11 protein-coding genes are annotated in these 13,853 nt (G+C 68.3%); 7 read left to right on the top strand and 4 right to left on the bottom strand.

From position 1 onward, the window contains the following. Positions 1 to 21 precede the first annotated feature (21 nt). Both purD and K6T84_RS03005 read left to right on the top strand, forming a co-directional pair. Positions 22 to 1,290, top strand: a complete 1,269-nt coding sequence (purD, locus tag K6T84_RS03000) for a phosphoribosylamine--glycine ligase (protein WP_225400764.1) — start codon at positions 22 to 24, stop codon at positions 1,288 to 1,290. Between the two features lie 20 nt (positions 1,291 to 1,310). Next, positions 1,311 to 1,892, top strand: coding sequence for a hypothetical protein (locus tag K6T84_RS03005; RefSeq protein ID WP_225400763.1), 582 nt, complete (start codon positions 1,311 to 1,313; stop codon positions 1,890 to 1,892). Between the two features lie 18 nt (positions 1,893 to 1,910). On the opposite strand, the gene K6T84_RS03010 is transcribed toward K6T84_RS03005, so the two are convergent. Together K6T84_RS03010 and K6T84_RS03015 are read right to left on the bottom strand one after the other, a co-directional pair. Beyond that, positions 1,911 to 3,614 (bottom strand): autotransporter outer membrane beta-barrel domain-containing protein, encoded by a 1,704-nt coding sequence (locus K6T84_RS03010; protein WP_224862843.1) that lies wholly within the window; start codon positions 3,612 to 3,614, stop codon positions 1,911 to 1,913. Positions 3,615 to 3,879: 265 nt separating this feature from the next. Next, positions 3,880 to 4,704, bottom strand: coding sequence for an alpha/beta hydrolase-fold protein (locus K6T84_RS03015; RefSeq protein ID WP_224862841.1), 825 nt, complete (start codon positions 4,702 to 4,704; stop codon positions 3,880 to 3,882). Between the two features lie 80 nt (positions 4,705 to 4,784). Between K6T84_RS03015 and K6T84_RS03020 the strand changes: the two genes are divergently transcribed. The 5 genes from K6T84_RS03020 to K6T84_RS03040 all read left to right on the top strand — a co-directional run bounded on the left by K6T84_RS03020 (position 4,785) and on the right by K6T84_RS03040 (position 11,163). Further along, positions 4,785 to 5,402: a TetR/AcrR family transcriptional regulator gene (locus tag K6T84_RS03020; RefSeq protein ID WP_224865990.1), complete on the top strand. Its 618-nt coding sequence runs from the start codon at positions 4,785 to 4,787 to the stop codon at positions 5,400 to 5,402. A 115-nt stretch (positions 5,403 to 5,517) separates the two neighbouring features. Next, positions 5,518 to 7,041: a Re/Si-specific NAD(P)(+) transhydrogenase subunit alpha gene (locus K6T84_RS03025; RefSeq protein WP_224862839.1), complete on the top strand. Its 1,524-nt coding sequence runs from the start codon at positions 5,518 to 5,520 to the stop codon at positions 7,039 to 7,041. Positions 7,042 to 7,073: 32 nt separating this feature from the next. Beyond that, positions 7,074 to 8,495 (top strand): Re/Si-specific NAD(P)(+) transhydrogenase subunit beta, encoded by a 1,422-nt coding sequence (gene pntB, locus K6T84_RS03030; RefSeq protein ID WP_224862837.1) that lies wholly within the window; start codon positions 7,074 to 7,076, stop codon positions 8,493 to 8,495. A gap of 11 nt (positions 8,496 to 8,506) precedes the next feature. Beyond that, positions 8,507 to 9,925 (top strand): adenylosuccinate lyase, encoded by a 1,419-nt coding sequence (gene purB / locus K6T84_RS03035; protein WP_225400762.1) that lies wholly within the window; start codon positions 8,507 to 8,509, stop codon positions 9,923 to 9,925. A gap of 2 nt (positions 9,926 to 9,927) precedes the next feature. After that, complete coding sequence (locus K6T84_RS03040) at positions 9,928 to 11,163, top strand: cytochrome P450 (RefSeq protein WP_225400761.1); 1,236 nt, start codon at positions 9,928 to 9,930, stop codon at positions 11,161 to 11,163. Positions 11,164 to 11,170: 7 nt separating this feature from the next. Here K6T84_RS03040 and K6T84_RS03045 read toward each other — a convergent pair whose 3' ends face one another. Then, positions 11,171 to 12,028 (bottom strand): DUF559 domain-containing protein, encoded by an 858-nt coding sequence (locus tag K6T84_RS03045; RefSeq protein ID WP_225400760.1) that lies wholly within the window; start codon positions 12,026 to 12,028, stop codon positions 11,171 to 11,173. Between the two features lie 63 nt (positions 12,029 to 12,091). Further along, positions 12,092 to 13,831, bottom strand: coding sequence for an NAD-binding protein (locus K6T84_RS03050; protein ID WP_225400759.1), 1,740 nt, complete (start codon positions 13,829 to 13,831; stop codon positions 12,092 to 12,094). Between the last annotated feature and the right edge of the window lie 22 nt (positions 13,832 to 13,853).

The following is a 13,853-nucleotide window of genomic DNA, read 5'->3' on the forward strand; positions in this document are numbered from 1 at the left end:
GCGAGTGAGGAGTAGTTGCCCATGCACGTCCTGGTGATCGGTTCCGGCGCCCGGGAACACGCCTTGCTGGTGGCCCTGGCCAGCGATCCCAAGGTCGATCGCCTGGTGATCGCACCCGGCAACGCGGGTACCGCCGCGATAGCCGAGCAGCGCGACGTGGACATCACCTCGGGACCGGCCGTGACCACGCTGGCCCGCGATGTCGAGGCCGACCTGGTGGTGATCGGACCGGAGGTGCCACTGGTGCTGGGCGTGGCCGACGCGGTGCGCGCCGCCGGGATCGCCTGCTTCGGCCCGTCCCAGGACGCCGCCCGCATCGAAGGTTCCAAGGCCTTCGCCAAGGACGTGATGGCAGCCGCGGGCGTGCGCACCGCCCGCAGCGAGATCGTCGACAACCCCGCCGGCCTCGATGCCGCGCTGACCCGATTCGGCCCGGACGCGGGGGAGGCTGCCTGGGTGGTCAAGGACGACGGGCTGGCCGCCGGCAAGGGAGTGGTGGTGACCGCGGACCGCTCCGCGGCGCGGGCACATGCCGCCGGCCTGCTCGACGACGGACACCCGGTGCTGTTGGAGTCCTTTCTGGATGGCCCGGAGCTGTCACTGTTCTGCGTGGTCGACGGCAACACTGTGGTGCCACTGCTTCCCGCCCAGGACTTCAAGCGCGTCGGCGACGGCGACAGCGGCCCCAACACCGGCGGCATGGGCGCCTACGCGCCGCTGCCATGGCTGTCCCGGGAGGCGACCGCGGGAATCGTCGCCAATGTTGTGGAACCTGTTGCCGCTGAACTGGTTCGACGGGGCAATCGATTTTCCGGCCTGCTCTATGCCGGACTGGCGATGACGTCAACCGGTCCGGCGGTCGTCGAATTCAATTGCCGCTTCGGCGATCCGGAGACCCAGGCGGTGCTGGCACTGCTGGAATCACCGCTGGGGCAGTTGCTGTACGCCGCCGCCACCGGTGGGCTCAGCGACTTCGGCGCGCTGCGCTGGCGCGACGGAGCCGCGGTGACGGTGGTGCTGGCCGCCGAGAACTACCCGGGCCGGCCTCGGGTGGGCGATGTGATCGTCGGCGCCGAGGCCGACGGGGTGTTGCACGCGGGCACCGCACTTCGCGAGGACGGTGCGGTGGTGTCCTCGGGTGGCCGGGTGTTGTCGGTGGTGGGCACCGGGGCGGACCTGGAAGCGGCGCGCACGGATGCCTATCGGGTGTTGGACTCGATCCGGTTGCCCGGCAGTCATTTCCGTACCGATATCGCACTGGCGGCAACCGAGGGCAGGATTCGGCTCTGACCCGGAGGTAACATGGCGGGATGGCGGACCCTGAGCTGCCGGACTCCGCGGAGCCGGCCAAGACCACGAAGTCAGCAGTATCCAAGTCAGCCCCACCGAAACCAGCTCCACCGAAACCGGCTTCACCGACTTCGGCCTGGCGGCTTCTGATCGCGGCGGTGGTGGCGGGACTGGCCGCCGGAGCGTTGGGCGCCGCAGCCGTCGTCGGGTTGTCGCACCCGGGATCGAATTCCTCGGCGAAGTCCACTGTGCGAGACGCTAATGACGCCAAGCTCGACGTGTGCGCCGCTGCGCTGCTGGCGCGTCAGGCCGTGGCCAAGAACATGCACCTGGTCAATCCCGACCCGGAGAACCCGCTGGCCCAGCTGGCGGTGGCTGCCAATGCGCGGCTCGCTCTGGTGGGCAGCGCCGCCTATGTGCGCGGCCGGGTCGATGCCGACGCGGCCGCGCCGAGTGAAGTCCTCGACGCCGCTCGCGCGATGGCCGGCGCGCTGGAACATCTCAATGTGAGCTACCTTGTCGGGCAATCGAATTCCGAGCACGAGGAGATCGGGCACGACCTCGATTCCCGGATGGCCGCGCTCGGCGCCCTCTGCAAGTGATTGCCGACCCGGCCTTGCTCAGAAGGCGGAGGCCAGCGCGCTGGCCATGTCGTCGAGGCCGGTGAATGCGGCGCCCGCATCGAGCGGGTTCGCCGCGTTGAAGTCGAACAGCGAACTGAGATCGATGTTGCCGAACGGCGTCACAAACGTGTCGGTGACGGTGCCGTCGTCACCGGGGGTGGCGATGTAGATGTTCTGCCAGCCGCCGCCGAAGTTGAAGACGTCGTAGACGGTGCCGATCTCCGGGAGTAGCGAGGCCTCGACGCCATCGGCGGCGGTGACCGTCTGGATGGTGAACTCGGTGTTCGTCAGGCCGAGCAGGTTCGTCACACCCGTTGCGGCGGTGATGGTGCCGAGGTCGGCGGTGCTTGACCCGCTGCCGCTGGAGACGTCGAAGTCTTGAATATTCAGGTTGAGCGGTATGGTGTCGTACTTCTGGATCTGCCCAGATGCGAGGCTCAGCAGTGGGGCAATGCCGAGTAGGGCGGGGACGTCTTTGAAACCCTCGGTGCCGTCCGCCAGCTTCGGGTCGAAGTTGAAGCCGCCGAGGGTGAAGGCGTCGGGCATGGTGCTGTCGCCGACGCGCAGTCCGGTGAAGGCGTCGCCCGGGTGCAGCGGGTTGGCGGCGTTGATACCGCCGAACAGCGAGTCCAGGTTCATATTGCCGAACGGTGTCATCAGCGTGTCGGTGACAGTGCCGGAAGTGACAGTGCCGTCGGCGGCGATGATATCTGGAGTGGCGGTGTAGACGTTCTGCCAGCCGTTGCCGAGGTTGAACACGTCATAGACCGTTCCGGTCGCCGGCAGGCCCGACGCATCCGCGCCGGTAGGGGTGGCGCTGAGAACGGTGAACTGGGTGTTGGCCATGCCCAGCAGACTCGTCGCGGACACACCGGTGTCGATGGTGCCCACCTGGGTGGCGCTGCTCCCGACGCCGCTGTAGACGTCGAACTCCTGCGGTGCGAGGGCGACCGATCCCAGCAGTATGCCGCCGCCGAGGTTCAGTAGCGGCGGTGTGCCGCCGAGGGCGCCGACGGGGTTGAAGCCTTCGGCGCCGTCCGTCGTGAACGGGTTGAACGTGGTGCCGCCGATGGTGAAGGCGTCCTCGCCGAGGCTGCTGTCACCGACTTGGAGACCCGCGAAGGCGTCGCCGGGCTGCAGCGGGACGGCGGCATTGACGCCGGCGAACAATGCGTCCAGGTTCATGTTGCCCAACGGGGTCACCAGGGTGTCGGTGACTTTGCCGGCTTGGCCCGGGGTGGCGGTGTAGACGTTGTAGAAGCCGCCGCCCAGGTTGAGCACGTCGTAGACCGTCCCCAGCGCCGGGAGGCCGGCTGCATCGCCGGTGACGCCGGTGACGGTGAACTCGGTGTTGGGCAGACCGAGCAGGTTCGTGACGGTTTCGTTGGTGTCGATGCTGCCGAGTGATTCGGTGCCGTTGTACACATCGAAGCGCTGCGGCGACAAGTCAAGCATGTTGCCGAAGAAGCTCACCGTCCCGCCACCGAGGCTCATCAGCGGCGGGGCAAGGCTGATCGGAAGGACCGGGTTGAAACCCGCGGCGCCGGACAGATCGATGGGGTCGAAAGTGGTGCCGTCGATGGTGAAGGCATCGGTACCGGGTGCGGCGGCAGCCACCGCGGCCTGCAGAAACGCTGCGGTCAGCAGTCCGCCACCTATGGTCGCGGCAACCGCGGCCGCCTGGATCCGTCGACTTGTCATCAGAACCTTCCAATCTGTGCGGCTTTCGCTCAGCAACAGGTCGGTTACTTATGGGTACGCTGATAAATTCTGACAGAGTGGCCTTGGTCACACAAGATATTTGCAGCACCGCAAGCCGGAGAAATTACTCCGAAATCCCGGAGAATACGAGGATATTCAGCGACAACACGGCAGAAATGCGGGACGTCATGACCGGCTTATGGAACGGCCGACGGCCGAATTGGCGATAATTCCTGAGAGACACCCAATGGGGACGTGTTCGTGTTCAGGCGGTCAGCAGCGGAGCGATCCAGGTCAATTCGGCGGGCATCTGGGAACTCCAGTACCCCGCGTCGTGCCCGCCGGGGGAGAAGCCGCCGGCCGGCGGGTGGGGCAGCTGCGCGATGAACGCTTTGGTGGCCGAATAGAACGGGTCGCTGTCGCCGCAGTCCACCCGGATCGGGATGGAACCCAGCGCCGGCATACCGAACACCGAGTTCGCCTCGAAGTCGCTCGCGCCGTCGAACGCCCCCGGCGCCGACGCGCCCGGCGACAGCCACAACGCCGGACTGACCGCGCAGATCGCCGCGGTCCGGCGCGGGCCCAGCCGGCCGCCCAGCAGAAGCGCGCCGTAGCCGCCCATCGACCAGCCCAGGAACGCCACCCGCGAGGTGTCCAGGCCCTGATCGGCCAGCAGCGGCAGCAGCTCGTCGGTCACCATGGCGCCGGCGTCCTCCCCGGACGCCCGCCGGTGCCAGTAGCTTCCGCCGCCGTCGACTGCGACCACCGCGAACGGCGGCAGCCCGGCGTCAACCGCCTCGGCCAGGCCCTGCTCCACCCCGCCGGCCATCACAGTCGAGGCGTCGCTGCCCTTGCCGTGCAGCGCGATCAGCGGCCGCAGCGCCTCGGTCTGGCCCGGCGGCCGGGCGATCGCCCAATTGGTGGTGATCCCGCCGCGTGCTGCCGAGTCGAACGAACCGGTGACCATGGTCGGCGCGGGCGTCGCCCGCGCCGGTCGCGCCCCCAGCAACGAACCCGCCCCCAACGCGCCCACCGTCGCTCCAAGGCGCAGCACCGCCCGTCGGCTCAAATCCGGCATGGCCGACATCATGCCAGTCGGTGCCGTTTGTCCTAAAAAGTGCGGAAACCCATGATGCGGCGGTACCGGTGCTGGCAGCATCTCTAGGCGTGATGACAGCGGTCACACCCAAGGGGGAGCGGCGACGGTATGCACTGGTCAGTGCTGCCGCCGAGTTGCTGGCCGAGGGTGGGTTCGAGGCGGTGCGACATCGCGCGGTGGCGCAGCGGGCCGGCCTGCCGCTGGCGTCGACCACCTATTACTTCTCTTCGCTGGACGATCTGATCATCAGCGCCGTCGAACACATCGGCATGCTGGAGGTCGCCCAGTTGCGGGCCCGCATCGCCGGACTGTCCAGGCGCCGGCGCACTGCCGAAACGACCGCCGACATGGTGGTCGACCTGTTGGTGGGCGACGAGGACGACCCGCTGGTCGCCGAGCAGCTGATCGCCCGGTACGAGCGCTACATCGTCTGCGCCCGCCAGCCCGGGTTGCGTGAGATCCAGCGTCGCGTGCTGCACCAGCGCTCCGTCGCCGTCGTCGAAGCCATCGAGCGGTCCGCCCGGATCACCCGGGTTGACATGGCATATCACCTGGTCTGCATGGTCGACGGCGCGGTGATGGCGGCGCTGGTCGATGACCAGCAGGGTCCCAGGGTGGTCGCCCGCGCTGCGGTGGTCGACGTCATCGACATGCTGGCCCCGGTGGATCAACGCGCGGTGTCGGCCTGAGACGTACGCACGGTATGCTGCGGCGATCCCTTTGTCGGCACCTGGCTATCGGCCGGTAACCACAGGGAATGAAGACGCCGGGAAACGGCGAAGTGAAGCGAATGCGGAGAGCTACGTGATTATCGGAGTCCTGTCCGAGGCACAGCCCGGTGAGACGCGCGTGTCGGCCACCCCGGCGACCGTCGCTGCCCTGACCAAGCTCGGCTACGACGTCGTGGTGGACGCCGGCGCCGGCGAGGCGTCGTCGTTCGCCGACGCCGCCTACGTCGAGGCTGGTGCGACCGTCGGCGACGCCCGCGCCGCCGACATCGTGTTCGGGGTCAACGCTCCCTCGACCGAGCAACTCGACGCCATGAAGCCGGGTGCGACTCTGATCAGCCTGCTGGCACCGGCGTTGCACCCCGAGCGGGTGGAGGATCTGGCTCGCCGGCCGATCACGGCGCTGTCGATGGACGCCGTGCCCCGCATCTCACGCGCGCAGTCCCTGGACGTACTGAGCTCGATGGCCAACATCGCCGGCTACCGCGCCGTGGTGGAGGCCGCGCACGTCTTCGGCCGGTTCTTCACCGGCCAGGTGACCGCCGCGGGCAAGGTGCCGCCGGCCAAGGTTCTGGTGGTGGGCGCCGGGGTCGCCGGGCTGGCCGCCATCGGCGCCGCCGGCAGCCTGGGCGCGATCGTGCGGGCCACCGACCCGCGCCCGGAGGTCGCCGACCAGGTCCGCTCGCTGGGCGGCGACTACCTGTCCATCGAGGACCCCGAAGCCGAGGTGTCGGCCACCGGCTACGCCAAAGAGATGGGCGACGACTACAAGGCCCGTGAGGCGCAGCTGTACGCCGCACAGTGCCAGGACGTCGACATCATCATCACCACTGCGCTGATCCCCGGTAAGCCGGCGCCGCGCATCATCACCGCCGAGATGGTCGCCTCGATGCGCTCCGGCAGCGTGATCGTGGACATGGCCGCGGCCAACGGCGGCAACGTCGAGGGCACCGTCAAAGACCAGGCCGTCGTCACCGACAACGGCGTGACGATCATCGGCTACACCGACCTGGCCGGCCGGCTGGCCGCGCAGGCATCCCAGCTCTACGGGACCAACCTGGTCAACCTGATGAAGCTGATGACGCCCGGTAAGGACGGCCAGCTGGTACTGGACTTCGACGACGTGGTCCAGCGGTCCATGACCGTAGTGCGCGACGGCGAGTCCACCTGGCCGCCGCCGCCGGTGCAGGTCTCGGCCGCCCCGGCCAAGGTCGCCGAAGCCCCGGTGGTCGTCGCGCAGCCGAAGGCGCCGATGTCGGCCGGGCGGCGGCTGGGCCTGGTGGCCTCGGCAGCGGCGGTGCTGTTCGCCCTGGTGGCGCTGGCCCCGGCGGCGCTGCAGGTGCACCTGACCGTGTTCGCGCTGGCGATCGTGATCGGCTACTACGTGATCGGCCATGTGCACCACGCGCTGCACACCCCGCTGATGAGCGTCACCAACGCCATCTCGGGAATCATCGTGGTCGGCGCGCTGCTGCAGGTCGGCCATCATGATCCGGCGATCACGGCGCTTGCCACGGCGGCGATCCTGCTGGCCAGCATCAACATCTTCGGTGGCTTCGCGGTGACCCGCCGCATGCTGGCCATGTTCTCGCGCAGCTAGAGCCTCACCCCGGATTTGGAGTAGGAACCCCAATGTTTTCTGTTCAGACTGCGGCATCTGCGGCATACATCATCGCGGCTCTGCTGTTCATCCTGGCGCTGGCCGGGCTGAGCAAGCATGAGACGTCCAAGGCCGGCAACAGCTTCGGCATCATCGGCATGGCCGTGGCGCTGGCGGCGACCATTGCACTGGCCGTGCACCAGCACATCGAGCCGGTCGGCCTGGGCCTGCTGATCGGGGCCACCGTCGTCGGTGCCGCGATCGGGCTGTGGCGCGCCAAGGTCGTCGAGATGACCGGCATGCCCGAGCTGATCGCGCTGCTGCACTCGTTCGTCGGTCTGGCCGCGGTACTGGTCGGCTGGAACGGCTACCTGCACGTCGAGCACTGCCCGTGCGGCCCGGCCGCCCGCGAACTGGCCGACCAGGGGCTGTTGGGCATCCACTCCGCCGAGGTGTTCATCGGGGTGTTCATCGGCGCGGTCACCTTCACCGGCTCGATCGTGGCCAACCTCAAACTGTCGGGGCGGATGAAGTCCAACCCGCTGATGCTGCCCGGCAAGAACTTCCTCAACATCGGCGCGCTGGTGGCGTTCGTCGCGCTGACGGTGTGGTTCGTGCACGAGCCCAAGCTGTGGCTGCTGATCCTGGTGACCCTGCTGGCGCTGGCGCTGGGCTGGCACCTGGTGGCCTCGATCGGCGGCGGCGACATGCCGGTCGTGGTCTCGATGCTCAACAGCTACTCCGGCTGGGCGGCCGCGGCCTCGGGCTTCCTGCTCTCCAACGACCTGCTGATCATCACCGGTGCCCTGGTGGGCTCCTCGGGTGCCTACCTGTCCTACATCATGTGCAAGGCGATGAACCGCTCGTTCATCTCGGTGATCGCCGGCGGCTTCGGGATCGAAGCCGGCCCCGCCGAGGACAAGGACTACGGCGAGCACCGCGAGATCACCGCCGAAGGTGTCGCCGAGCTGCTCGGTGGCGCCGACTCGGTCATCATCACCCCCGGCTACGGCATGGCCGTGGCCCAGGCCCAGTACGGGGTCGCCGAACTCACCCGCAAGCTGCGTGACCGCGGCGTCAACGTGCGCTTCGGCATCCACCCGGTCGCCGGGCGGCTCCCGGGGCACATGAACGTGCTGCTGGCCGAGGCCAAGGTGCCCTACGACATCGTGCTTGAGATGGACGAGATCAACGACGATTTCGACAGCACCTCGGTGGTGCTGGTGATCGGCGCCAACGACACCGTCAACCCGGCTGCCGCCGAGGACCCGTCCAGCCCGATCGCGGGCATGCCGGTGCTGACGGTGTGGGACGCCGACAACGTGATCGTCTTCAAGCGGTCCATGGCGTCGGGCTACGCCGGCGTGCAGAACCCGCTGTTCTTCCGGCAGAACTCCGCCATGCTGTTCGGCGACGCCAAGGACCGCGTCGAGGACATCCTGCACGCGCTCTAGGCTTGTTGCTCGTGAGCATTCCCAACGTCCTGGCCACCCGTTACGCCAGCGCCGCGATGACCGACATCTGGTCGCCGCAGGCCAAGATCGTCGCCGAACGCCGGCTGTGGCTGGCCGTGCTGCGCGCCCAGTCCGAACTGGGTGTGCAGGTGCCCGATCGCGTGCTCGGCGACTACGAGCGGGTGCTCGATCAGGTCGACCTGGACTCGATCGCCGCCCGGGAGCGGGTGACCCGCCACGACGTCAAGGCCCGCATCGAGGAGTTCAATGCCCTCGCCGGCCATGAGCACATCCACAAGGGCATGACCAGCCGGGATCTGACCGAGAACGTCGAGCAGATGCAGATCCGCCAGTCCCTGCAGCTGGTGCATGACCACGGCATCGCGGTAGCGGCTCGTCTGGTCCGCCACGCGGCGGCCTACCGCGATCTGGTGATGGCCGGGCGCAGCCACAACGTCGCCGCGCAGGCCACCACGTTGGGCAAGCGGTTCGCCAGCGCCGCCGAGGAACTGCTCATCGCATTGCGGCGGATCGACGAGCTCATCGTCCGCTACCCGCTGCGCGGCATCAAAGGCCCGATGGGCACGTCCCAGGACATGTTGGACCTGTTCGACGGCGACACCACCAAACTGGCCGAGCTGGAACGCCGCGTCGCGGAGTTCCTCGGCTTCGACGCCGTGCTGACCAGCGTCGGGCAGGTCTATCCCCGCTCACTGGACCACGACGTGCTCTCCGCGCTGGTGCAGCTCGGAGCCGGCCCGTCCTCACTGGCCCACACCATCCGGCTGATGGCCGGCCACGAACTGGTCACCGAGGGCTTCGCCGAAGGCCAGGTCGGCTCGTCGGCGATGCCGCACAAGATGAACACCCGCAGCTGCGAACGCGTCAACGGCCTGCAGGTGGTGCTGCGCGGCTACGCGTCGATGGCCGCCGAACTGGCCGGCGCCCAGTGGAACGAGGGCGACGTGTTCTGCTCGGTGGTGCGCCGGGTGGCGCTGCCGGACGCGTTCTTCGCCGTGGACGGGCAGATCGAGACGTTCTTGACCGTGCTCGACGAGTTCGGCGCCTACCCGGCGGTGATCACCCGCGAACTGGACCGCTACCTGCCGTTTTTGGCCACCACCAAGGTGCTGATCGCCGCGGTGCGCGCCGGGATGGGCCGCGAGGCCGCCCACGAGGTCATCAAGGAGCACGCGGTGGCCGTTGCGCTGGCGATGCGCGAACGCGGCGCCGAGCCCGACCTGCTGGACCGGCTGGCCGCCGACGACCGGCTCCCGCTGGACCGCGCCGGGTTGGAGGCCGCCATCGCCGACCGGCAGGCGTTCACCGGAGCGGCCGCCGACCAGGTCGACCAGGTGGCCGCGGCGGTGGATGAGCTGGCGCGACGGCATCCGGCGGCGGCCGCGTACACCCCGGGCGCGATCCTGTAACCGTGGGCACTCGGGAGCTGTCAGACGTCGACTTTACCGATCTGGACAACTTCGCCGACGGCTTTCCCCATCACCTCTTCGTGCTGCACCGCCGGGACGCGCCGGTGTACTGGCACGAACCGACCGAACACACCCCGGACGGCGAAGGCTTCTGGTCGGTGGCCACCCACGCCGAAACCCTTGCGGTGCTGCGCGATGCGGAGACGTATTCGTCGGTGACCGGCGGCGACCGCCAGTACGGCGGCACGATCCTGCAGGACCTGCCGATCGCCGGTCAGCTGCTGAACATGATGGATGAGCCGCGGCACACCGACGTCCGCCGGCTGGTCAGCTCCGGGCTGACGCCGCGGATGATCCGCCGCGTCGAAGAAGACCTGCGGCAGCGGGCGCGGACACTGCTGGACGCCGTCGAACCGGGCGCGCCGTTCGACTTCCTGGTCGAGGTCGCCGCCGAGCTGCCGATGCAGATGATCTGTCTGCTGCTCGGTGTTCCCGAGGCCGACCGGCACTGGCTGTTCGAGGCGATCGAGCCCAGCTTCGACTTCCGCGGCTCGCGGGCGGCGGTGGTGTCTCGGCTGTCCATCGAGGACGCCGGCAACCGGGTCTACACCTTCGGTCAGGAGCTGATCGCCGCCAAGCGCGCCGAGCCGGCCGACGACATGCTGTCGGTGGTGGCCAACTCGACCGATCCGGCGCTCAGCGATCTCGAGGTGTACCTGTTCTTCCAGCTGCTGTTCAGCGCCGGCGCGGAAACCACCCGAAACGCCATCGCCGGCGGGCTGCTGGCGCTGGCGGCGCACCCGGACCAATTGCGTTTGCTGCACGGCGATTTCGGCCTGCTGCCGACCGCTATCGAGGAGATCATCCGCTGGACGTCGCCGGCGCCGTCGAAACGCCGCACCGCCACCCGGCGCGCCGTGCTGGGCGGTCAGACGATCGAGCCCGGCGACAAGGTGCTGGTGTGGGAGGGCTCGGCCAACCGCGACGACGCCGTGTTCGACCGGGCCGGCGAATTCGACATCACCCGGAAACCCAACCCGCACATCGGGTTCGGCCACGGCGCGCACTTCTGCCTGGGCGCGCACCTGGCCCGGCTGGAGTTGCGGGTGCTCTACGAGGAGCTGCTCAGCAGGTTCAGCGACGTCGAGGTGGTGGCTCCGGTGGAGTGGAGCCGCAGCAACCGGCACACCGGGATACGGCACATGTACGTGCGATTTGGGCGCGATTCTGTGCGCTGAGCGGCGATTATCGCGCCGAAATCGCTCGTAGGACGTCCCTGATGACCCGCTCGGGGCTTTCGGTCAAATCCCGCCAGGTGAAACGCAGCACCTGCCAGCCGAGTAACGCGATCCGGTTCTGGCGCACCCGATCGTTTGCGAAGTCTGCATGGCTACTGTGGAACGCGTACCCGTCGATCTCGACCGCAACCTTTGCAGCAGGAAATGCTACGTCCACCAGGTAGGAGCCGACCGGATGGTTGGCGATCCAGCCGGCGATTCCGGCGTCGCGAAGCAGTTGCAGGAACATGCGTTCGGCGTGGGATCGGCCGCCGTCCTTGGCCGCCTGCAACATCAGCCGTGCCTGGACTGCGCCGTAGCGGCCGGTGTTTCGTAGATGCGCCTGCCACAACTGCGGCAGGTCAGTGTGGCGCTGCACGGCGCAGTCGATCACCGCAGCGCCGCCGCCTCGTCGGGCCGCAGCTTCCAGTGCGGTGAGCGGCAGCGCGGTGACCCGCAATCCGTTGCGTTCCACGACATCTGCCGAAGCCAGATCCCGCCGTCGCACCTGCGCTCGACCGCGCCGGCGACCGTGCGAATTACGTGGCACGGTCACCTCGATGGTTTCCGGGCTTGCGGGGAGCAAACCGTGCCAGAAGGCTGCAGCCAACCCACTGGCAACGGCTGTCGCGCCGTAACTCCACACCGTGGCCCGGATGTGGGCCGACGGGGTGAAGGGTCGGTCGTCGACGAAGTACACGCCGGGGCCGACGCGCCGCCAGCGGCCGGATCTGACGCGGCGGCCGATTGCCGCATCGCTGAGGCCGCAACTGTTGGCCTGCGCGCGGGTGATGACCCCGTCGTGCCGGCGTAGATAGTCGTCCACATCTGGATGGACGTCGCCGAGGCGGGGGCGGTTCCCTCCCCATTTCGGCGCGATAATCGTCGCTCAGCGCACTGAATCGCGCCGAAATCGCGTAAGACGGGACCACACCCAGGTCAAAGGCACGTCGCGGCCGGTAGCCAGGTACTCCACCGTGCTCGGGTAGTGGCAGATCTCCCGCACCTGGGACAGCCCGTCGGGTTTGCCCACGAGCAGCACCTGATCGCCCAGCGCCAACTCGGTCTCCGGGGCCGGCATGAAGGTGGGTGTGCCGTCGCGCAGCAGGACCAGCGCGGCCAGCGGCAAGGCCACCTCACGATCGTCGGGACGGCGGATGAGATCGCCCAGTGTCAAGGTGTGTCCCCGCTGCAACCAGTCGACGATGGCCGGGGCGCGCGTGGGGGACAAGACGATGACGTCACGTTTGGGAGTGCGCCGCCCGCAGCGCTCCTGCAGGTGGTCGCGCACCTCGGTGGCCCACGCCTCGTCGCGCCCGAAGGCGTGCTCGACGAAGCTCCAGAACACCGGCGTAAGCGTGCGGGCCAGGACCTCGCGGGCAACGAGTTCGGTGGCGATGTACACCGAATCGATCTGCAGTGCGTCGAGCAGGGCCTTCTTGGCGTCGGTCTGCTGACGGACCACCAGGTAGACGTCGGCGTTGGCCAACCGGGCCTGTTCGGCGATGGCGATGTTCGTGGTGTCGTTGCTGGTCCCGGCGATGAATCCGATGGCGCCGGCGACGTCGAGTTCACCGCCGGCGGGATCGGCGATGTCCACGGCGACGCCGCTGGCGATGAGGTCGCGCACCATCTCGCTGCCGAAATCGGCGTCGGCGCAGACCACCCAGCGCCCCTGCGCCAGGTCCCGCCGCAGCGGTGGCAGCTGGTCCTCCTCGTTGTCCATAAGCCAGCGCAACAACTGGTGGTTGATCGGACGGTGGATCGACAGAGCGAGGTAGTCGCCGAATCGGTCGCCGGGATTGATGGCACCCGCCGGGGAGAATCGCTCGATACGGGCCTGGATCTGCGGGTCGGTGCAGCGGGCGAACACCGGCACTTCGGGCCGCAGCAGTGCCACGGTCATCACCACCGCGAGGTTTGCGTCGTCATCGTCGGTCAGGGCCAGGACTCCCTCGCAGTCGCGATGAGCCAGACCGGCCACGCCGAGCACGGGCGGGATCGCGCAGTCTCCCTCGATCGCCGGGACGTCGGAGCTCAGTTGCGCCGACACCACCGCGGCCACCCGGGATTCCCGCTTGTCGATGACGACGAACCGGCGTCCGTGCTCGTCGAGTTCGGCGCCCACGGCCCGGCCGGCCTGGCCGTAGCCGGCGATGATGACGAAGGGCTCGACCATGCGCCGGACCTGCCGCCGGAAGCGTTGTGCGGCAATGGCGTCCTGAAACGCGGTGTCGTTGATGAGGGAGAAGAACACGCCGACGGCGAAGGCCCAGCTGATCACGACCAGGTAGATCGAGATCGACAGCCACATTCGCTGCGGGTAGCTGAAGGCGTGCGGAACCTCGCTGTAGCCGACCGTCGTCAGGGTGATCGTCATCTGATAGAAGGCGTCGAAGGGGGTCAGTCGATAGGGGTTGCCCGCTGCGTCGACACCGGGCATCAGCATCAGACCGGTGGTGCAGATGCTGAAGTTGGCGATGACGACGATGAACGGCGCACGCATGCGCCGCATGAACAAGAAGATGACTTCGGTGGTCTCGTCCGTCGTCGGAACCCGGATCGGCTTGGGCCGCGGCTTGGTCGATCGCCGGGTCCAGAACGAGAACAGCTGCAGGGGGTTGGGCATCGGTCGAGGGCTGCTATCGGCG

The sequence above is a fragment of the Mycobacterium zoologicum genome, from assembly GCF_020181635.2.
In the GTDB taxonomy this organism is placed as follows: Bacteria; Actinomycetota; Actinomycetes; order Mycobacteriales; family Mycobacteriaceae; genus Mycobacterium; species Mycobacterium zoologicum.

Excerpts from the sequence above, each read along its gene's own strand:
- purD (WP_225400764.1), top strand. The coding sequence starts at position 22 with ATGCACGTCCTGGTGATCGGTTCCGGCGCCCGGGAACACGCCTTGCTG.
- K6T84_RS03005 (WP_225400763.1), top strand. The coding sequence starts at position 1,311 with ATGGCGGACCCTGAGCTGCCGGACTCCGCGGAGCCGGCCAAGACCACG.
- K6T84_RS03010 (WP_224862843.1), bottom strand. The coding sequence starts at position 3,614 with ATGACAAGTCGACGGATCCAGGCGGCCGCGGTTGCCGCGACCATAGGT.
- K6T84_RS03015 (WP_224862841.1), bottom strand. The coding sequence starts at position 4,704 with ATGATGTCGGCCATGCCGGATTTGAGCCGACGGGCGGTGCTGCGCCTT.
- K6T84_RS03020 (WP_224865990.1), top strand. The coding sequence starts at position 4,785 with ATGACAGCGGTCACACCCAAGGGGGAGCGGCGACGGTATGCACTGGTC.
- pntB (WP_224862837.1), top strand. The coding sequence starts at position 7,074 with ATGTTTTCTGTTCAGACTGCGGCATCTGCGGCATACATCATCGCGGCT.
- K6T84_RS03050 (WP_225400759.1), bottom strand. The coding sequence starts at position 13,831 with ATGCCCAACCCCCTGCAGCTGTTCTCGTTCTGGACCCGGCGATCGACC.